18 protein-coding genes are annotated in these 17,433 nt (G+C 72.6%); 15 read left to right on the top strand and 3 right to left on the bottom strand.

The annotated features are described in order from the left end of the window. The first annotated feature begins 5 nt into the window (after positions 1-5). The 4 genes from ABZY57_RS02210 to glmM all read left to right on the top strand — a co-directional run bounded on the left by ABZY57_RS02210 (position 6) and on the right by glmM (position 4,018). Positions 6-1,265: a glycosyltransferase family 87 protein gene (locus ABZY57_RS02210; protein ID WP_356507269.1), complete on the top strand. Its 1,260-nt coding sequence runs from the start codon at positions 6-8 to the stop codon at positions 1,263-1,265. Between the two features lie 234 nt (positions 1,266-1,499). Next, positions 1,500-1,943, top strand: a complete 444-nt coding sequence (gene rplM, locus ABZY57_RS02205) for a 50S ribosomal protein L13 (RefSeq protein WP_112447734.1) — start codon at positions 1,500-1,502, stop codon at positions 1,941-1,943. 46 nt (positions 1,944-1,989) lie between these two features. Beyond that, entirely contained in the window at positions 1,990-2,511 is a 522-nt protein-coding gene (rpsI, locus tag ABZY57_RS02200) for a 30S ribosomal protein S9 (RefSeq protein ID WP_356507267.1), read from the top strand. A gap of 148 nt (positions 2,512-2,659) precedes the next feature. Then, the gene (gene glmM, locus ABZY57_RS02195) at positions 2,660-4,018 is read left to right on the top strand and encodes a phosphoglucosamine mutase (RefSeq protein WP_356507265.1); all 1,359 of its coding nucleotides are present in this window, start codon (positions 2,660-2,662) and stop codon (positions 4,016-4,018) included. A gap of 75 nt (positions 4,019-4,093) precedes the next feature. On the opposite strand, the gene ABZY57_RS02190 is transcribed toward glmM, so the two are convergent. After that, positions 4,094-5,044 (bottom strand): DUF389 domain-containing protein, encoded by a 951-nt coding sequence (locus ABZY57_RS02190; RefSeq protein ID WP_356507263.1) that lies wholly within the window; start codon positions 5,042-5,044, stop codon positions 4,094-4,096. A gap of 26 nt (positions 5,045-5,070) precedes the next feature. Further along, entirely contained in the window at positions 5,071-6,006 is a 936-nt protein-coding gene (gene coaA / locus ABZY57_RS02185) for a type I pantothenate kinase (RefSeq protein WP_356507413.1), read from the bottom strand. 386 nt (positions 6,007-6,392) lie between these two features. Here coaA and ABZY57_RS02180 point away from each other — a divergent pair, with 386 nt between their 5' ends. The 8 genes from ABZY57_RS02180 to ABZY57_RS02145 all read left to right on the top strand — a co-directional run bounded on the left by ABZY57_RS02180 (position 6,393) and on the right by ABZY57_RS02145 (position 14,246). Next, positions 6,393-7,163 carry a hypothetical protein gene (locus ABZY57_RS02180; protein WP_356507261.1) on the top strand — a complete coding sequence of 257 codons (771 nt, stop codon included), beginning with the start codon at positions 6,393-6,395 and terminating at the stop codon, positions 7,161-7,163. Between the two features lie 123 nt (positions 7,164-7,286). Next, complete coding sequence (gene glmS / locus ABZY57_RS02175; protein WP_356507259.1) at positions 7,287-9,137, top strand: glutamine--fructose-6-phosphate transaminase (isomerizing); 1,851 nt, start codon at positions 7,287-7,289, stop codon at positions 9,135-9,137. Between the two features lie 80 nt (positions 9,138-9,217). After that, complete coding sequence (locus ABZY57_RS02170; RefSeq protein ID WP_356507258.1) at positions 9,218-9,586, top strand: holo-ACP synthase; 369 nt, start codon at positions 9,218-9,220, stop codon at positions 9,584-9,586. Positions 9,587-9,611: 25 nt separating this feature from the next. After that, the gene (locus ABZY57_RS02165) at positions 9,612-11,015 is read left to right on the top strand and encodes an NAD(P)H-hydrate dehydratase (RefSeq protein ID WP_356507256.1); all 1,404 of its coding nucleotides are present in this window, start codon (positions 9,612-9,614) and stop codon (positions 11,013-11,015) included. Between the two features lie 89 nt (positions 11,016-11,104). After that, positions 11,105-12,241 carry an alanine racemase gene (gene alr / locus ABZY57_RS02160; RefSeq protein ID WP_356507254.1) on the top strand — a complete coding sequence of 379 codons (1,137 nt, stop codon included), beginning with the start codon at positions 11,105-11,107 and terminating at the stop codon, positions 12,239-12,241. A gap of 15 nt (positions 12,242-12,256) precedes the next feature. Beyond that, positions 12,257-13,402 (top strand): alpha/beta hydrolase, encoded by a 1,146-nt coding sequence (locus ABZY57_RS02155; protein WP_356507252.1) that lies wholly within the window; start codon positions 12,257-12,259, stop codon positions 13,400-13,402. Next, the gene (gene tsaE / locus ABZY57_RS02150; protein WP_356507250.1) at positions 13,386-13,907 is read left to right on the top strand and encodes a tRNA (adenosine(37)-N6)-threonylcarbamoyltransferase complex ATPase subunit type 1 TsaE; all 522 of its coding nucleotides are present in this window, start codon (positions 13,386-13,388) and stop codon (positions 13,905-13,907) included. Before ABZY57_RS02155 ends, tsaE begins: the two co-directional genes overlap by 17 nt. A 150-nt stretch (positions 13,908-14,057) precedes the next feature. After that, the gene (locus ABZY57_RS02145) at positions 14,058-14,246 is read left to right on the top strand and encodes a hypothetical protein (protein ID WP_356507248.1); all 189 of its coding nucleotides are present in this window, start codon (positions 14,058-14,060) and stop codon (positions 14,244-14,246) included. A 123-nt stretch (positions 14,247-14,369) separates the two neighbouring features. On the opposite strand, the gene ABZY57_RS02140 is transcribed toward ABZY57_RS02145, so the two are convergent. Then, positions 14,370-14,927 carry a hypothetical protein gene (locus tag ABZY57_RS02140; protein WP_356507246.1) on the bottom strand — a complete coding sequence of 186 codons (558 nt, stop codon included), beginning with the start codon at positions 14,925-14,927 and terminating at the stop codon, positions 14,370-14,372. A 156-nt stretch (positions 14,928-15,083) separates the two neighbouring features. On the opposite strand from ABZY57_RS02140, the gene tsaB reads away from it, so the two are divergent. Genes tsaB through tsaD form a run of 3 tightly spaced genes read left to right on the top strand, consistent with a single transcriptional unit; the run spans position 15,084 to position 17,432 of the window. Continuing rightward, the gene (gene tsaB / locus ABZY57_RS02135; protein ID WP_356507244.1) at positions 15,084-15,746 is read left to right on the top strand and encodes a tRNA (adenosine(37)-N6)-threonylcarbamoyltransferase complex dimerization subunit type 1 TsaB; all 663 of its coding nucleotides are present in this window, start codon (positions 15,084-15,086) and stop codon (positions 15,744-15,746) included. Between the two features lie 29 nt (positions 15,747-15,775). Continuing rightward, on the top strand, positions 15,776-16,294 hold the full coding sequence (gene rimI, locus ABZY57_RS02130; RefSeq protein ID WP_356507411.1) for a ribosomal protein S18-alanine N-acetyltransferase: 519 nt from the start codon (positions 15,776-15,778) through the stop codon (positions 16,292-16,294). Beyond that, positions 16,287-17,432, top strand: coding sequence for a tRNA (adenosine(37)-N6)-threonylcarbamoyltransferase complex transferase subunit TsaD (gene tsaD, locus ABZY57_RS02125; protein WP_356507242.1), 1,146 nt, complete (start codon positions 16,287-16,289; stop codon positions 17,430-17,432). Before rimI ends, tsaD begins: the two co-directional genes overlap by 8 nt. Position 17,433 lies beyond the last annotated feature (1 nt).

Below are 17,433 nucleotides of genomic sequence, written 5' to 3'. Positions count from 1 at the left end.
GGGTCATGAAGTGGGACAGCCCGTCCTCCTGGGACCGGGGGGTGGCCTGGCTGCTGCGCCCGGCCCCCCGGTCCTGGCGGTTCGTGGGCCTGGTGATCCTGCTGTCGGTGGCGGTCGCGGCGAGCCTGCGGGTGAACTGGGGCTCGGACAACGCCTTCGTGGTCAAGGCCGCGGACGCCCTGCTCGCCGGGGTGTCGCCGTACGAGGACAAGCGGTTCCTCTACCTGCCCAGCGCCGTGATCATGGCCATTCCCGAGGCCCTGCTGCCGACGCCGCTGCTGCGCTGCGTGCTGCCGCTCGGGATGACCGGGCTCGTCGGCCTCGGCTGGTGGGCCTCGCTGCGGCTGTTCGGCGTACCGGTGCGCTCGCGGCTCGCGGTCGGCGGTTTCGGGCTGTTCGCGCTGGCCTACAAGCCGTACATCAACCTCGTGCTGATCGGTAACTGGACGGCCATCTCGGCCGCCGCCCTGCCGGTGGCGCTGCTGCTGGCGCACCGCAAGCACTGGGCCGCGGCCGGGCTGGTGGTGGGGCTCGCCATCGCGTGCAAGCCGATGCTGGTGCCGATCGGGCTGCTCTTCCTGCTGGCACGGCAGTGGCGGGGGCTGGCCCTGGCGGTGGGCGTACCGGTGGGGCTGTCGCTGGTGGGGGCGCTGATGATGCCGCACCCGACGCTGTTCTTCACCAAGACCCTGCCGTTCCTGCTGCAGGGCCAGGACTCCTACGCGCTGCCCTGGGACGCCTCCCCGATCGCGGCGCTGCCCCGGCTGGGGGTGCCCGAGCCGCTGGCGGTGGCGCTGGCCTTCGCGGGGGCCGGGTGCGGGCTGTGGGCGACCTGGCGGCGGTGGCGGCGGCCGGTCGCGGTGGACGGCGACGCGGGCGAGCTGAGGCTGGTGGAGACGGCCTGCATGGTGATGCTCGCCGCGTTCCTGGTGTCGCGGCCCTCCTTCGACCACTACCTGATCGTGGTGCTCCCGCTGCTGCTGGCATCGGCGGTGCGGGCGGGCTCGATGCCGCGCTCGCCCTGGTTCTGGGTGGCCCTGGTGCCGCAGACGGCCGGCATTCCGTGGCCCTCGGAGTTCGAGGCCAAGAGGCGGGCATTCCGGGACATGGTGACCCTGTGCGCGCTCGCCGGACTGCTGGCGCGTCGGGCACTGCGCCCGATCCGGGTTACTCTGGAACCCGTAACAACTACGGGGTCCCCACCCAGGACCGAACCGGAGTGCGCCGCGTCCCCCGTCGAGACGGGATCGCGGACCGCGTTTTGACCCTTCCAGGTCTTCAGGGGTACCCTGCTGGTTCGTTATGCGTATTGGCTTGCTCATTCTCACGTGAATTTGCCTTACGCCGGTCCACCGGGCCGATGACCAGCGGTACACACGGGTTGCGTCTCCGATGTGAACCAGGGCTGTCGTGATCGTCCGTGGTGACCCATGTCAGGACCCGTCCCTCGGGCTCACCCCCCGGGGATGACCCACCACTGAAGAAGCGAAGGCATACGCGTGCGTACGTTCAGCCCCAAGCCCGGCGACATCTCGCGCCAGTGGCACGTCATCGACGCCCAGGACGTTGTCCTCGGCCGTCTGGCGACCCAGGCCGCTACCCTCCTGCGGGGTAAGCACAAGCCGACTTACGCCCCCCACATGGACATGGGCGACTTCGTCATCATCATCAACGCCGACAAGGTTCACCTGTCCGGCAACAAGGCGACCCAGAAGATGGCGTACCGCCACTCCGGTTTCCCGGGTGGTCTGCGTTCGGTCCGCTACGACGACCTCCTGGCGAACAACCCGGAGAAGGCCGTCGAGAAGGCCATCAAGGGCATGATCCCCAAGAACACCCTGGGCCGTCAGATGCTCTCGAAGCTGAAGGTCTACTCGGGCGATGTGCACCCCCACGCTGCTCAGCAGCCGGTGCCGTTCGAGATCACCCAGGTCGCGCAGTAGTTCCGGCCACCACACCCCCTAAGACAAGAAACTTCTGAGGAGCATCGTGGCCGAGACCACCGCCGAGACGACCCCCGTCGAAGAGTTCGAGGGCAACGTCGAGGAGTACACCACCGAGTCTGTGGAAGCCGTTGAGGGCGACTACACCTCCGAGTCCCTTGCCGGCCGCTTCGGCGACCCCCAGCCGGCCGCCGGCCTGGGCCGTCGCAAGAACGCCATCGCCCGCGTCCGGATCGTTCCGGGCACCGGCAAGTGGAAGATCAACGGTCGCACCCTTGAGGACTACTTCCCCAACAAGGTGCACCAGCAGGAAGTCAACGAGCCGTTCAAGCTGCTCGAGCTCGACAACCGCTACGACGTCATCGCCCGCATCTCGGGTGGCGGCGTGTCCGGCCAGGCCGGCGCCCTGCGCCTCGGTGTGGCCCGTGCGCTGAACGAGGCGGACGTGGACAACAACCGCCCGGCGCTGAAGAAGGCCGGCTTCCTCTCCCGCGACGACCGTGCGGTCGAGCGCAAGAAGGCCGGTCTCAAGAAGGCCCGTAAGGCTCCGCAGTACAGCAAGCGTTAATCTCGCCTGCTGTTCAGCACGAATCCGCCCCGGCAGCACTCTGTGTGCTGCCGGGGCGGTTCGTTTACCGCCAAAAGCGGCAAATAATTGGCACAACTGCTCATAGCCACAATTGCTCATAGCGAAGTGTGAACTCGGGAGGACAACAGTGGGACGACTCTTCGGGACGGACGGTGTACGAGGCGTCGCCAACGCGGATCTGACGGCCGAGCTCGCGCTCGGCCTCTCCGTGGCGGCCGCGCACGTACTGGCCGAGGCCGGCACCTTCGCCGGTCACCGGGCCACCGCGGTGGTCGGCCGGGACCCGCGGGCCTCGGGCGAGTTCCTGGAGGCCGCGGTCGTCGCCGGCCTCGCGAGCGCGGGCGTGGACGTCCTGCGCGTCGGTGTGCTGCCCACCCCGGCGGTGGCGTATCTCACCGGGGCGCTGGGCGCCGACCTCGGCGTCATGCTCTCGGCCAGCCACAACGCCATGCCCGACAACGGCATCAAGTTCTTCGCGCGCGGCGGTCACAAGCTCGCCGACGAGCTGGAGGACCGGATCGAGTCGGTCTACGAGGACCACCGCACGGGCGCTCCCTGGGACCGCCCGACGGGCTCCGGTGTCGGCCGCGTCTCCGACTACACCGAGGGCTTCGACAAGTACGTCGCCCACCTCATGGGTGTCCTGCCCAACCGTCTCGACGGCCTCAAGGTCGTCCTCGACGAGGCGCACGGCGCGGCCGCATACGTCTCGCCCGAGGCCTTCACCCGGGCCGGCGCGGAGATCGTCACCATCGGTGCCGAGCCCGACGGTCTGAACATCAACGACGGCTGCGGCTCCACCCACCTCGGCCTGCTGAAGCAGGCCGTCGTCGAGCACGGCGCCCACCTCGGCATCGCGCACGACGGGGACGCCGACCGCTGCCTCGCCGTGGACGCGAACGGCGAGGAGGTCGACGGGGACCAGATCCTCGCGGTGCTCGCGCTGGCGATGCGCGAGTCCGGGCACCTGCGCGAGGACACCGTCGTCGCCACCGTGATGTCGAACCTGGGCTTCAAGCTGGCCATGGAGTCCGAGGGCATCCAGGTCGTGCAGACGGGCGTCGGCGACCGGTACGTCCTGGAGTCGATGAAGGAGCACGGGTACGCGCTGGGCGGCGAGCAGTCCGGCCACGTGATCATCCTCGACCACGCCACGACCGGTGACGGCACCCTGACCGGCCTCATGCTGGCGGCGCGGATCGCGGCCACCGGCAAGTCGCTGGCCGAACTGACCGGGGTCATGACGCGGCTCCCGCAGGTGCTGGTCAACGTCCCCGACGTGGACAAGTCGCGGGTCACCACCTCGGGCGAGCTGGCCGCGGCCGTCGCCGACGCGGAGCGGGAACTCGGCACGACCGGGCGCGTACTGCTGCGTCCGTCGGGCACGGAGCCCCTCGTACGGGTCATGGTGGAGGCCGCCGACATCGAGCAGGCCCGCTCGGTCGCGGGGCGCCTCGCGGACGTCGTGAAGTCGGCGCTCGGCTAGAGCCCGCCCTCCCGTGACGACAGCGGCCCCGCGCTACGAAGCCTCGTAGCGCGGGGCCGCTGCCGTTGCCGGGGCTCAGGCCTTGGCCGGGTGCCGCCGCCAGCGGCCGCGCTGGGTGCGCCACAGGAGCTTCTGGCAGACCAGGGTCAGGACGCCGGCCAGCACGATGCCGAAGAGGTTCAGCAGCAGCTGCTCCATCGAGCCCCACATCTGTGCCAACTCGCCGTAGCTGAGGGCCACGGCCGCGTTGGCGGCCGCCGGGATCGTGGTCACCGAGATCGCGACGCCGACCAGTGCGCCGGACTTCGCCGAGGTCAGGGAGAGCACCCCGGCCACGCCGGCGAGCAGCGCCACGACGAACGAGAACAGGTCCGGCTGCCAGATGAAGCTGGTGTTGGGCCGGGGCCTGTCCAGCGCTCCCGGCTGGAACAGGCCTATCGCGTCCATGAACAGGCTGAAGACGGTGGTCGCGACGATCGCGGCGGCGAAGCCCACCAGCAGGGCGAACAGGGAGCGGGCGGCCGGCCTGCGAGCGCGCTGCACCACGGCCGTGCAGACCCCGGCGAGCGGTCCGAACTCCGGGCCGACCGCCATGGCGCCCACGATGAGGATGGCGTTGTCGAGGACCACACCGCAGGCCGCGATCATCGTCGCGACGATCATGAAGGCGCCGTAGGTGAGGGTGAGGGTGGACTCCTCGTGGGTCGCCTCGCTCAGCTGCTCCCACAGGACGGCGTCGGCGGCCTCGCCCGGCGCTTCGTCCTCGGCCCGGTCGGCGCGGTCCGAGAGGGAGAGGTCGATGTCCTCGACCGCGATCGAGCCGTCCTTCTCGATGTCGAGCTTCCGGAGCTCGTACAGGAGCTCGTCGCCCGCCTCGCGCGCGACGTCGCACAGCACGATGTCGCCCGGGGGGATGCGGGCGGCGCCGGGCAGCACCGCCAGATGGGTGGTGCCGACCGTCCCTTCGACGATCCGGACCACGGCGTCCGTCCGGTCCGCCGGAATGATCATCCGTAGATGCAGCATGGCCGCACCCTAGCTTCCGGCGGCGTTCAGAGCTTGCGCAGGCTGAGCTTCTGCACCTTGTGGTCCGGGCCCTTGCGGACGACGAGGGTGGCCCGGCCGCGGGTCGGGGCCACGTTCTCCAGCAGGTTGGGCTTGTTGATGGTCCGCCACATCGTCTGCGCGTACTCCAGCGCCTCCTCCTCGGAGACCTGCGTGTACTTGCGGAAGTAGGAGAAGGGGTTCTGGAACGCCGTCTCGCGCAGCTTGCGGAACCGGTTGAGGTACCAGCGCTCGATGTCCTCGGGGCGGGCGTCCACGTACACGCTGAAGTCGAAGTAGTCGGCGAGGCCGACCCGGGTGCGGCCGTCCTTGCCGGGCATGGCGGGCTGCAGGACGTTGAGCCCCTCGACGATCAGGATGTCGGGCCGGCGTACGACCAGCCGCTCGTCGGGGACGATGTCGTAGATCAGGTGGGAGTAGACCGGGGCCGTGACCTCGTCCTTGCCCGCCTTGATGTCGGCGACGAAGCGGGTCAGCGCCCGGCGGTCGTAGGACTCCGGGAAGCCCTTGCGGGCGGTCAGACCGCGCCGCTCCAGCTCCTTCATCGGGTACAGGAAGCCGTCGGTGGTGACCAGCTCCACGCGCGGGTGCTCCGGCCAGCGGGCCAGCAGGGCCTGGAGGAGACGGGCCACGGTGGACTTGCCCACGGCGACCGAGCCGGCGACCCCTATGACGAAGGGGGTGCCCTGCTGGGCGCCGTGGCCGTTGCCCGCGTCGCCGAGGAAGGTGTTGAGGGTGCCGCGCAGGTTGCTGGTGGCGCCGACGTACAGGTTCAGCAGGCGGGAGAGCGGCAGGTAGACGTCGCGGACCTCGTCGAGGTCGATGACATCGCCCAGTCCGCGCAGCCGCTCGACCTCGTCGGCCGTCAGCGGGAGCGGGGTGCGCTCGCGCAGGGCGCTCCACTCGGCACGGCTGAGGTCCACGTACGGAGAGGCCTCGTGGCCCCGGCGGCGCGTGGGGTGCGCGGCGTGCTCGGGGGTCTGCGTCGGTTGCTCCGATGCGTCGGGGCGCTCCGTTGCGCGGTCCGGCGTGCTTCGTGGCGGCGAAGAGATCACACGGCCATTGTCACGGGTGACGGGCCGCCGTGGGTGGTGTGGTCGGTCACGTGGAGTGGTGTCTTATGGCCCGGGGTGGGTGGGTTGTACGGGCGACGGTCTCGATTGGAGGCCCTTGGGGTCTCGTCGGCATCACGATGAGCGCCGAGCGTACGGAGCGGCGGCGGTCGGGCGCGGAGGCCCGTACGGTGTTGATCACCGCAGCCCGCGCTGCCGTGTTCCGTCGAACTTTTCCTGTGGGGGGAAGCATCACCATGCGCAACGCATTCGTCCGCCGCACCGTCCTGTCCGCCTCGGCCGTGTCCCTGGCGCTGCTCGTGACCGCGTGCGGCGGCTCGTCCGACACGGCGGACGGGAAGTCCGACAGCGAGCCGGGCGCCACCACCCCGGTGATCGCGGCGGCCAAGGGCAAGACGGACGCCGAGCTCGGCCCGCTGCTCGTGGCCCAGGCCGACCTGCCGGACCACGTCCTCAAGCCGGCCACCGCGGAGGAGGTCAAGGCCGGCGCGGAGGTCGCCAGCGACAAGCCCGCGTGCCTCCCGCTGGTCAAGGCGCAGTCCATGGCCCCGGTCGGCACCGCCGCGGGAACCGCGCGGATCAAGGGCGTGGCCAAGCCGAAGGGCGCGAGCCCGGACGCGAGCGAGGCGGAGAAGGCGAAGGCGGGGCTGGAGGCCCTCGGGTCGACCGTCACGGCCGTCGCCCTGTCCTCGTACGACGGCAAGGGTGCGGAGGAGGCCTTCGCCGCCCTCAAGAGCGCGGGCACGGACTGCGCCGGCGGGTTCGGCGTCCAGATGGGCGGCGAGCCGGGCAAGATCAGCAAGGTGACCCCCGCCGCCCCCGTGACCGCCGGGGACGAGGCGCTCGCCTACTCCATCGAGCTGGATGACGCGGGGGACAAGGCCACCACGGAGCTCGTGGTCGTGCGCAAGGGCAACTCCCTCGTCACCTTCTCCGCCATCAGCCTGGCCGGCACCGCCGAGCAGCCGAAGGCCGTCGTCGCGGCGCAGCTGAAGAAGCTCGGCTGACGGCTCGTCCGGCACACCCGTTCACACGGGAATCCACCCCGCCCCGGCGCACGCGCCGGGGCGGGGTTTTTCGTCCGGTTCAGGTACCGGGCGTGGCGCCAACTACGGCGTACCCTGCGGCTTATGTGCGGAATCGTGGGTTACGTGGGAGCGCAGTCGGCGCTCGATGTGGTCATTGCCGGACTCAAGCGGCTGGAGTACCGCGGCTACGACTCGGCGGGTGTCGCCGTGCTCGCCGACGGGGAACTCGCCGCCGTCAAGAAGGCCGGCAAGCTGGTCAATCTGGAGAAGGAGCTGGTCGGGCACCCGCTGCCGGCCGGTTCCACAGGGGTCGGACACACGCGGTGGGCCACCCATGGGGGGCCCACCGACGTCAATGCCCACCCGCACCTCGACAATTCGGGGCGCGTGGCCGTCGTGCACAACGGGATCATCGAGAACTTCGCCGCGCTGCGGGCCGAACTCGCCGAGCGCGGGCACCGGCTGGAGTCCGAGACGGACACCGAGGTCGTGGCGCACCTGCTGGCCGAGCGGTTCGCGGACGCGGGTGGGGACCTGGCGGAGGCGATGCGGCAGGTGTGCCGGCGCCTCGACGGGGCCTTCACCCTGGTCGCCGTGCACGCCGACGCGCCGGACGTGGTGGTCGGCGCGCGCCGGAACTCGCCGCTCGTGGTGGGCGTCGGAGAGGGCGAGAACTTCCTCGCCTCGGACGTGGCCGCCTTCATCGCGCACACCCGGGCCGCGATCGAGCTGGGGCAGGACCAGGTCGTCGAGCTGCGCCGCGACGGAGTCACGGTGACCAACTTCGACGGCACGGCCGCGAGCGTGCGGGCGTACCACGTGGACTGGGACGCCTCGGCCGCCGAGAAGGGGGGCTACGACTACTTCATGCTCAAGGAGATCGCCGAGCAGCCGAAGGCCGTCGCCGACACCCTCCTGGGCCGGATCGACGCGAACGGCCTGCTGACCCTCGACGAGGTCCGCATCCCCGATTCGGTGCTGCGCGAGGTCGACAAGGTCGTGATCGTGGCGTGCGGTACGGCGTACCACGCCGGCATGATCGCGAAGCTGGCCATCGAACACTGGACCCGCATCCCGTGCGAGACGGAGCTGGCCAGCGAGTTCCGCTACCGCGACCCGATCCTGGACCAGCGGACGCTGGTGATCGCGATCTCGCAGTCCGGCGAGACGATGGACACCCTGATGGCGCTGCGCCACGCGCGCGAACAGGGTGCCAAGGTGCTGGCCGTCTGCAACACGAACGGCTCGACGATCCCGCGCGAGTCGGACGCGGTGCTGTACACGCACGCCGGACCCGAGGTTGCCGTCGCCTCGACCAAGGCGTTCCTGACGCAGCTCGTGGCCTGCTACCTGGTCGCCCTCTACCTCGGGCAGGTCCGGGGCACGAAGTGGGGCGACGAGATCCGGTCCGTGATCCGGGAGCTGACGGACATCGCCGCGGCGGTGGAAACCGTACTGGAGACCATGGAGCCGGTACGCGAGCTGGCGCGGTCGCTCGCCGACAAGAACACCGTGCTGTTCCTGGGGCGGCACGTCGGCTACCCGGTGGCGCTGGAGGGTGCGCTCAAGCTCAAGGAGCTGGCGTACATGCACGCCGAGGGCTTCGCGGCGGGCGAGCTCAAGCACGGGCCGATCGCGCTCATCGAGAAGGACCTGCCGGTCGTGGTCGTCGTACCGTCGCCGCGCGGGCGCTCGGTGCTGCACGACAAGATCGTGTCCAACATCCAGGAGATCCGGGCGCGCGGGGCGCGGACCATCGTGATCGCCGAGGAGGGGGACGAGGCGGTGGTCCCGTACGCCGACCACCTCATCCGCGTCCCGGCCACCCCGACCCTGCTCCAGCCGCTGGTGGCCACCGTGCCGCTGCAGGTGTTCGCGTGCGAGCTGGCGACGGCGCGGGGCAACGAGGTGGACCAGCCGCGCAACCTCGCCAAGTCGGTGACGGTGGAGTGAGCGCGGCGGACGGAACGGGTCACCGACAATGGACCACAGTCGTGACGGTGGAGTAGCTGGCGTAGCTGGAGCTGTTGTCTGTGATTATCGGCGTCGGGATCGATGTGGCGGAGATCGAGCGGTTCGGCGCGGCGCTGGAGCGCACGCCGGGCCTGGCCGGGCGGTTGTTCCTCGACTCGGAGCTCACCCTGCCGGGCGGTGAGCGGCGCGGGACCGCCTCGCTCGCCGCCCGGTTCGCCGCCAAGGAGGCGCTGGCCAAGGCGCTCGGCGCGCCCGGCGGGCTGCTGTGGACCGACGCCGAGGTGTACGTCGAGGACACCGGACAGCCGCGGCTGCGGGTGTCGGGAACGGTGCGGGCGCGGGCGCGGGAACTGGGCGTGAAGTCCTGGCACATCTCCCTCAGCCACGACGCGGGCATCGCCTCCGCCGTGGTGATCGCCGAGGGGTAGGGCCTCCTTGGGGCAGGCTGTCGGCATGCGTACTGCTTACAGCGTGGAGACCGTACGGGCCGCCGAGCGCGAGCTGATGGCCCGGCTGCCCGAAGGCACCCTGATGCAGCGGGCGGCGGCCGGACTGGCCGCCGTCTGCGCGCGGTTGCTGCCCCGCGTGTACGGGGCCCGCGTGCTGCTGCTGGTCGGCCCGGGCGACAACGGCGGCGACACCCTCTACGCGGGCGCGCGGCTGGCCCGGCGCGGAGCCGGGGTGACGGCGGTCGCGATGGATCCGGCCCGGGTGCACGCGGGCGGACTGGCCGCGCTGCGGGCCGCCGGGGGGCACCTCGCCGGGGAACTGCCGGACCGGGCCGACCTGGTGCTCGACGGGCTGGTCGGCATCGGTGGCCGGGGCGCACTGCGGCCGGCCGCGGCCGCGCTGGTGGAGCGGATCCCGGCGGGCGCGGTGGTCGTCGCGGTGGACCTGCCGAGCGGGGTGGACGCGGACACCGGGGAGGTGGCCGGAGCGGCCGTGACGGCTGACGTGACGGTGACCTTCGGGGCGTACAAGCAGGGGCTGCTGATCGACCCGGGCGCCTCCCGGGCGGGTGCGCTGCACCTGGTGGACATCGGGCTGGGCGAGGTGCTGCCCGCCCCCGGCGCGGAGGCGTTGCAGCACGCCGACGTGGCGGGCCTGCTGCCGGAGCCGACGGCGGCCAGCGACAAGTACCGGCGCGGCGTGCTCGGGATCGTCGCCGGGTCCGCGCGCTACCCGGGCGCCGCGGTGCTCGCGGTGGCGGGGGCGCTGCGGGGCGGCGCGGGCGCGGTGCGCTACGTGGGCCCCCCGGCGGTGGCGGACGCCGTACTGGCCCGCTACCCGGAGACGCTGATCGGGACCGGCCGGGTCCAGGCGTGGGTGGTCGGGCCCGGGCTGGGCGACGAGGGCGGCCCGGAGGTGCGGGAGGCACTCTCGCAGCCGGTGCCGGTGCTGGTGGACGCGGACGGGCTGCGCGGGCTGGACCCCGCGGAGCTGCGGGCACGGGCGGCCCCGACCCTGCTGACCCCGCACGCGGGGGAGGCGGCCGCGCTGCTGGGGGCCGCGCGCGAGACGGTCGAGGCGGGGCGGCTGGCGGCCGTACGGGAGCTCGCGGAGCGGTACGGGGCGGTGGCGCTGCTGAAGGGGTCGACGACCCTGATCGCCCCGGCCGGGCCCGGCCCCGTACGGGTGAACCCGACCGGGACCCCGTGGCTGGCCACCGCCGGGAGCGGGGACGTGCTGTCCGGGCTTGCCGGGTCCCTGCTGGCGGCGGGCCTGCCGGCCGTGGACGCCGGGTCGGTGGCGGCGTACCTCCACGGCCTGGCGGCCCGCCTCACCGGCGGCCCCCTCCTGGCCCACCAGGTGGCCGAAGCCCTGCCGTCGGCGTGGCGAGAGGTGGGGCGCCCGTAGCCCGGCTCCGACAGGGCCGCCGGACGCCCGGGCCCGAGGCGGCCCTGCCCGTTCGGCCCGGCGGGCGGGGCTCTGAGAGACTGTGGGGGATGAACGAGACAGCCGCGCGCGTGTACGCCGAGATCGATCTTGACGCCGTCCGGGCGAACGTACGGGCCCTGCGCGAGCGGGCGCCCCGCTCCGCCCTGATGGCCGTCGTGAAGGCTGACGCCTACGGGCACGGGGCCGTGGCCTGCGCCAGGGCCGCGCAGGAGGCCGGTGCGAGCTGGCTCGGGACCGCCACGCCCGAGGAGGCCCTCGCACTGCGCGCCGCCGGGCTCGAAGGGCCCGTCCTGTGCTGGCTGTGGACCCCCGGCGGGCCATGGCGGGAGGCCATCGAGGCCGGCATCGACGTGTCCGTCAGCGCGATGTGGGCCCTGGACGAGGTACGGGAGGCCGCACGCGCCGCCGGACTGACGGCCAGGATCCAGCTCAAGGCCGACACCGGCCTGGGCCGCAACGGCTGCCAGCCCGCCGACTGGGAGCCCCTGGTGACCGCGGCCGTCGCCGCGCAGTCCGAGGGGACCGTCCGCGTCACCGGCGTCTGGTCGCACTTCGCCTGCGCCGACGAGCCCGGACACCCCTCCATCCAGCTCCAGCTGACCGCCTTCCGCGACATGCTCGCGTACGCGGAGAAGGAGGGCGTCGAGCCCGAGGTCCGGCACATGGCCAACTCGCCGGCCACGCTCACCCTCCCCGAATCCCACTTCGACCTGGTGCGCCCCGGGCTGGCCGTCTACGGAGTCTCGCCCTCGCCCGAGCTCGGCACCCCCGCCCAGCTCGGCCTGCGGCCCGCGATGACGCTCAAGGCCACCGTCGCACTGGTCAAGACCGTGCCGGCCGGGCACGGGGTCAGCTACGGCCACCACTACGTCACCGAGCGGGAGACCACCCTCGCGCTGATCCCGGCGGGCTACGCCGACGGCGTCCCGCGGCAGGCGTCCGGGCTCGGACCGGTGCTCGTCGGCGGCCGCATCCGCACCGTCGCCGGGCGCGTCGCCATGGACCAGTTCGTGGTCGACCTCGACGGCGGGCACGCCCGCGTCGGGGACGAGGCCGTCATCTTCGGGGACGCGGAGCGCGGGGAACCCACCGCGGAGGACTGGGCTCAAGCGGCGCACACGATCGCCTATGAGATCGTCACCCGTATCGGGGGCCGGGTCCCCCGCGTGTACCGGGGCGGCTGAGTGAGGGCGGTCGACGTGAGCGAGAACTGGCGCAAGGCGGGCTGGGCGGGCGCCGCGATCGGCGTGATAGCCGCCGGGGCGGCGGCCGGGGTCGCGGTCGAACGGATCACCGTCGGCCGGGGCATGCGCATGAAGGCGCGCCTCGCGCTCGACGCGACCGGGGACTACGGATCCCTGCGCGGCGCCCCCGGCACCGCGCGGGCCGAGGACGGCACCGCGCTCTACTACGAGGTCGACGAGCTGCCCGAGGAGGGCAAGCGGCGCCGACTGCGCCGCAAGGCCCCGCTCCGGCCGACCGTGGTGTTCTGCCACGGCTACTGCCTCGGCCAGGACTCCTGGCACTTCCAGCGCGCGGCCCTGCGCGGCCTGGTCCGCGCCGTGTACTGGGACCAGCGCAGCCACGGCCGCAGCGCGCGCGGGCTGGCCCAGGCCGGGGGAGAGCCGGTCACCTTCGAACAGCTCGGCCGCGACCTGAAGGCCGTCATCGACGCCGCCGCTCCCGAGGGCCCGCTGATCCTGGTCGGTCACTCGATGGGCGGGATGACCATCATGGGACTCGCCCACGAGTTCCCCGACCTCGTCCGGGACCGGGTGGCCGGTGTGGCCCTGGTCGGCACCTCCAGCGGCCGGCTGGACGAGGTCACGTACGGGCTGCCCTCCCTGGGCTTCAGCACGGTACGGCGCCTGCTGCCCGGGGTGCTCAAGGCGCTCGGCTCCCAGGTGGAGCTGGTGGAGAAGGGCCGCCGGGCCACCGCCGACCTGTTCGCCGGCATGGTCAAGATGTACTCCTTCGCCTCGCGCGACGTCGATCCGGCCGTCGCACGCTTCGCCGAGCGGCTCATCGAGGCCACGCCCATCGACGTGGTCGCCGAGTTCTACCCGGCCTTCCAGGCGCACGACAAGACGGCGGCCCTCCAGCGGCTCGCGGACATCCCCGTCACCGTCATCGCAGGGGACCGCGACATGGTCACCCCGCCGGAGCACAGCCAGGCCATCAAGGACGCCCTGCCCTCCGCGGAACTGGTCGTCCTGGAGTCCGCCGGACACCTGATGATGCTGGAGCACCCGGACACCGTGACCCGGCTGCTCACCGAGCTCCTCGCGCGGACGGGGACGGTGTCCGTACCGGCTAACGTTGGCGGGCATGGAAGAAGTACCTGACACGGAAACGCACGTGACCGTCGGCTCGCCCGACGCCATGCAGGACCTCGGGCGCCGGATCGCCGGGCTGCTGCGCCCCGGCGACCTCGTCCTCCTGACCGGGGAGCTCGGCGCCGGGAAGACCACCCTGACCCGCGGGCTCGGCGAGGGCCTGGGCGTGCGCGGGGCCGTGACCTCGCCGACCTTCGTGATCGCCCGGGTCCACCCCTCGCTGACCGGCGGTCCGGCACTGGTGCACGTGGACGCGTACCGGCTGGGCGGCGGGCTGGACGAGATGGAGGACCTGGACCTCGACGTCTCGCTGCCCGAGTCGGTCGTCGTCGTGGAGTGGGGCGACGGCAAGGTCGAGGAGCTGTCCGACGACCGGCTGCACGTGGTGATCCGCCGGGCGGTCGGCCACGAGGAGGTCCTGGACGACGTGCGCGAGGTCGTCGTCCGCGGGGTCGGCGTCCGCTGGGCCGCCGGGGCGGGTCTGGAGAGCCTCGCGGGCGTCCTGTCGGAGTAGCCGCGCCGCCTGCGCGGCGGGGGCCCGGTGAGAAACGTTCCGACAAGTCGTCGGGAAGATGTTGCGCGGGCGGCGGGGCGCGTGGTCACATGGTACGGAGGGCTGGTTAGGCGTACCTAAGTGCGGGCTGGCCCCGGCCAGGAGGCAGCCATGTCGGCAACAGGAGCAGCGGGCGTCCCCCGCCCGTCCGCCGTGTCCATGGGAGTGCTGCTCGCCGCGGGCGCGGCCGCCAGCGCCGTGTCGACACCGCCCGCGCGCGAGCACGCCCCGGAGCCCGATCCCGTGCGGGACGGGGCGGAGGGCGGTGAACAGGCCGCCCCGGAGTCCGAAGCGGCCTGAACGCGGGGGACCGACCTGACGGCGGAGTCCCCGTACGAGTGAATTCGGCGTGTCGCGGCCGGGCCGGGAACGACTCCGGGGACCGGCTCGGCGGACCGGCGGAGGGCTAGGCTCGGGACCGGCTCAGGGAACGACGACGACCTTCGAGCCGATCGTCGCGAAGGCCCACATCGCGTCCCCGTCCGCGCGCAGCATGCGGACACCGCCGGTCTTCTTGGCCGGGTCGGGCGCCGGCAGCGTGTTGTCCACGCGGGCGCTGAAACCGACCGTGACCCCCTGCGGGCTCGCGAACCGCACGACGTGCTCGATCGGCACCCCGTCCGAGCCGGTCACCGCGCCCGTACGGCCGCCCACCGTGTAACTGCCGGGCGCCGGGTGCACCGTGCTCGGCACCACCGCGAAGGACTTCGGCTCCCCGGTGGCCCCCACCAGCCACACGCGCTTGGCACTGAGCGAGTACACGACGCGCACCCCGGTGCCGGACCTGGCCGGGAGGGCCGCCGGCTTCGCCGGGTCCGTCTTGGCGGCCCCGGCGTTGCTCGGAGCGGGCGCCGGGCTCTGCGCGGCGGCCTTCGGCGGGAGTTCGGGAGCGGAGGCGGAGGCCTGGTAGCCGAGGAAACCGACGACGGCGAGCGCCGCGACGGTGAGCCCGGCCACGATTCCCGAGCTGCTGCGTGCCACCTTGCTCCACCTCTCCGCATGGTCAGTCAGGTCAGTCGGGGTCAGGCGGACGATCACACCGGACGATCACACCTGACACCTGGTCCGAAGGTAGCAGCAGGGGTGCCCGCAGACCGGACGCAAGGGCCGGGGGCCCCGGAGTCGTAGGCTGTTCGCGTGCTCTTGCTCGCTGTAGATACCGCCACGCCCGCCGTCACCGTCGCCCTGCACGACGGCGAGTCCGTCCTCGCCGAGTCGAACCAGGTCGACGCCCGCCGCCACGGGGAGCTCCTGCTGCCCTCCGTCGACAAGGTCCTCGCCGAGGCGGGGGTCACGCTCGAAGCCGTCACGGGCATCGTCGTCGGCACCGGCCCCGGCCCGTACACCGGACTGCGCGTCGGCCTCGTGACCGCGTCCACCTTCGCCGCCGTCCTCGGCGTGCCCGTCCACGGGCTGTGCACCCTCGACGGTCTGGCCTACGCGGCCGGAGCGGCCGGGATCGAGGGCCCCTTCGTCGTGGCCACCGACGCCCGGCGCAAGGAGGTCTACTGGGCGCGCTACGAGGACCCCCGCACCCGGGCCGGCGAGCCCGCGGTGGACCGGCCGGCGGAGATCGCCGAGCGCGTCGCCGGACTGCCCGCCGTCGGGCAGGGCGCGCGGCTCTACCCGGAGGTCTTCACCGACGCGCGGGACCCCGAGCACCAGAGTGCCGGGGCGCTGGCCGCCCTGGCCGCGGAGCGGCTGGCGGCGGGGGAGGCGTTCCTGCCCGCGACCCCGCTCTACCTGCGCCGGCCCGACGCCGAGGTGCCGAAGAACTACAAGGTGGTCACCCCGCAGTGACAGCCACCTCAGCCGTCGTCCTGCGCGAGATGCGCTGGTGGGACATCGGGCCCGTGCTGGAGCTGGAGCACGAGCTGTTCCCCGAGGACGCCTGGTCCGCCGGGATGTTCTGGTCCGAGCTGGCCCATGCCCGCGGACCCGGCGCCACGCGCCGCTACGTCGTGGCGGAGGAGGCCGGCCGGCTCGTCGGTTACGCCGGGCTGGCCGCCGCCGGGGACCTGGCCGACGTACAGACCATCGCCGCGGCCCGCGACCAGTGGGGCACCGGGCTCGGCGCCCGGCTGCTGACCGAGCTGCTGCGCGCCGCCACCGCCTTCGAGTGCGCCGAGGTGCTGCTGGAGGTGCGGGTCGACAACGTCCGCGCCCAGAAGCTCTACGCACGCTTCGGTTTCGAGCCGATCGGCTTCCGGCGCGGCTACTACCAGCCCGGCAATGTGGACGCCCTCGTGATGCGCCGCATTTCCGACCCCGCACATCCCGACCCCGTGGACCCCGACCCCGCCCACTCCGACCCCGCATCCCTGCAAGGTGAGACGACCCATGGCTGACGAACCGCTCGTCCTCGGCATCGAGACCTCCTGCGACGAGACCGGCGTCGGCGTCGTCCGCGGCACCACGCTGCTCGCGGACGCCATCGCGTCGAGCGTCGACGAGCACGCCCGCTTCGGCGGGGTCGTGCCCGAGGTGGCCTCCCGCGCGCACCTGGAGGCGATGGTCCCCACCATCGAGCGCGCCCTGAAGGAGGCCGGGGTCAGCGCCCGCGACCTCGACGGCATCGCCGTCACCGCCGGCCCCGGCCTCGCGGGGGCCCTGCTGGTGGGCGTCTCCGCCGCGAAGGCCTACGCGTACGCGCTCGGCAAGCCGCTGTACGGGGTGAACCACCTGGCCTCGCACATCTGCGTCGACCAGCTGGAGCACGGGCCGCTGCCCGAGCCGACGATGGCGCTGCTGGTCTCCGGCGGGCACTCCTCGCTGCTGCTGGCTCCCGACATCACCTCCGACGTGCGGCCGCTCGGCGCGACCATCGACGACGCGGCGGGCGAGGCCTTCGACAAGATCGCGCGCGTCCTGCAGCTGGGCTTCCCCGGCGGACCGGTCATCGACCGGCTCGCACGCGAGGGGGACCCGAAGGCGATCGCCTTCCCGCGCGGGCTGACGGGCCCGCGCGACGCCCCGTACGACTTCTCCTTCTCCGGGCTCAAGACCTCGGTCGCCCGCTGGATCGAGGCGAAGCGCAAGGCGGGCGAGGACGTTCCGGTGCGCGACGTGGCGGCCTCCTTCCAGGAAGCCGTGGTGGACGTCCTGACGCGCAAGGCGATCCGCGCCTGCAAGGACGAGGGCGTCGACCACCTGATGATCGGCGGCGGCGTCGCGGCCAACTCCCGGCTGCGCTCGCTGGCCCAGGAGCGGTGCGACGACGCGGGGATCATCCTGCGCGTGCCGCGCCCGGGGCTGTGCACGGACAACGGTGCGATGGTGGCGGCGCTGGGCGCGGAGATGGTCAAGCGGAACAGGGCCGCCTCGGACTGGGACCTGTCGGCGGACTCCTCGCTTCCGGTCACCGACCCGCATGTTCCCGGCCATTCGCACGGCCATTCCGGTGGAGACGGCCACGGCCACGGGCACGGCCATGCGCACGACCACGACCACGTGCACGAGCTGAGCAAGGACAACCTGTACTCGTGAG

The organism is Streptomyces sp. NPDC006450, from assembly GCF_040612195.1.
Taxonomy (GTDB): Bacteria; Actinomycetota; Actinomycetes; order Streptomycetales; family Streptomycetaceae; genus Streptomyces.
Note: the sequence above shows the minus strand (reverse complement) of the source record. Positions and strands in the feature narration are given on the sequence as shown.

Excerpts from the sequence above, each read along its gene's own strand:
- ABZY57_RS02145 (WP_356507248.1), top strand. The coding sequence starts at position 14,058 with ATGTCGGCAACAGGAGCAGCGGGCGTCCCCCGCCCGTCCGCCGTGTCC.
- alr (WP_356507254.1), top strand. The coding sequence starts at position 11,105 with ATGAACGAGACAGCCGCGCGCGTGTACGCCGAGATCGATCTTGACGCC.
- rimI (WP_356507411.1), top strand. The coding sequence starts at position 15,776 with ATGCGCTGGTGGGACATCGGGCCCGTGCTGGAGCTGGAGCACGAGCTG.
- ABZY57_RS02210 (WP_356507269.1), top strand. The coding sequence starts at position 6 with ATGAAGTGGGACAGCCCGTCCTCCTGGGACCGGGGGGTGGCCTGGCTG.
- ABZY57_RS02190 (WP_356507263.1), bottom strand. The coding sequence starts at position 5,044 with ATGCTGCATCTACGGATGATCATTCCGGCGGACCGGACGGACGCCGTG.
- tsaE (WP_356507250.1), top strand. The coding sequence starts at position 13,386 with ATGGAAGAAGTACCTGACACGGAAACGCACGTGACCGTCGGCTCGCCC.
- ABZY57_RS02165 (WP_356507256.1), top strand. The coding sequence starts at position 9,612 with ATGCGTACTGCTTACAGCGTGGAGACCGTACGGGCCGCCGAGCGCGAG.
- glmS (WP_356507259.1), top strand. The coding sequence starts at position 7,287 with ATGTGCGGAATCGTGGGTTACGTGGGAGCGCAGTCGGCGCTCGATGTG.
- ABZY57_RS02180 (WP_356507261.1), top strand. The coding sequence starts at position 6,393 with ATGCGCAACGCATTCGTCCGCCGCACCGTCCTGTCCGCCTCGGCCGTG.
- tsaD (WP_356507242.1), top strand. The coding sequence starts at position 16,287 with ATGGCTGACGAACCGCTCGTCCTCGGCATCGAGACCTCCTGCGACGAG.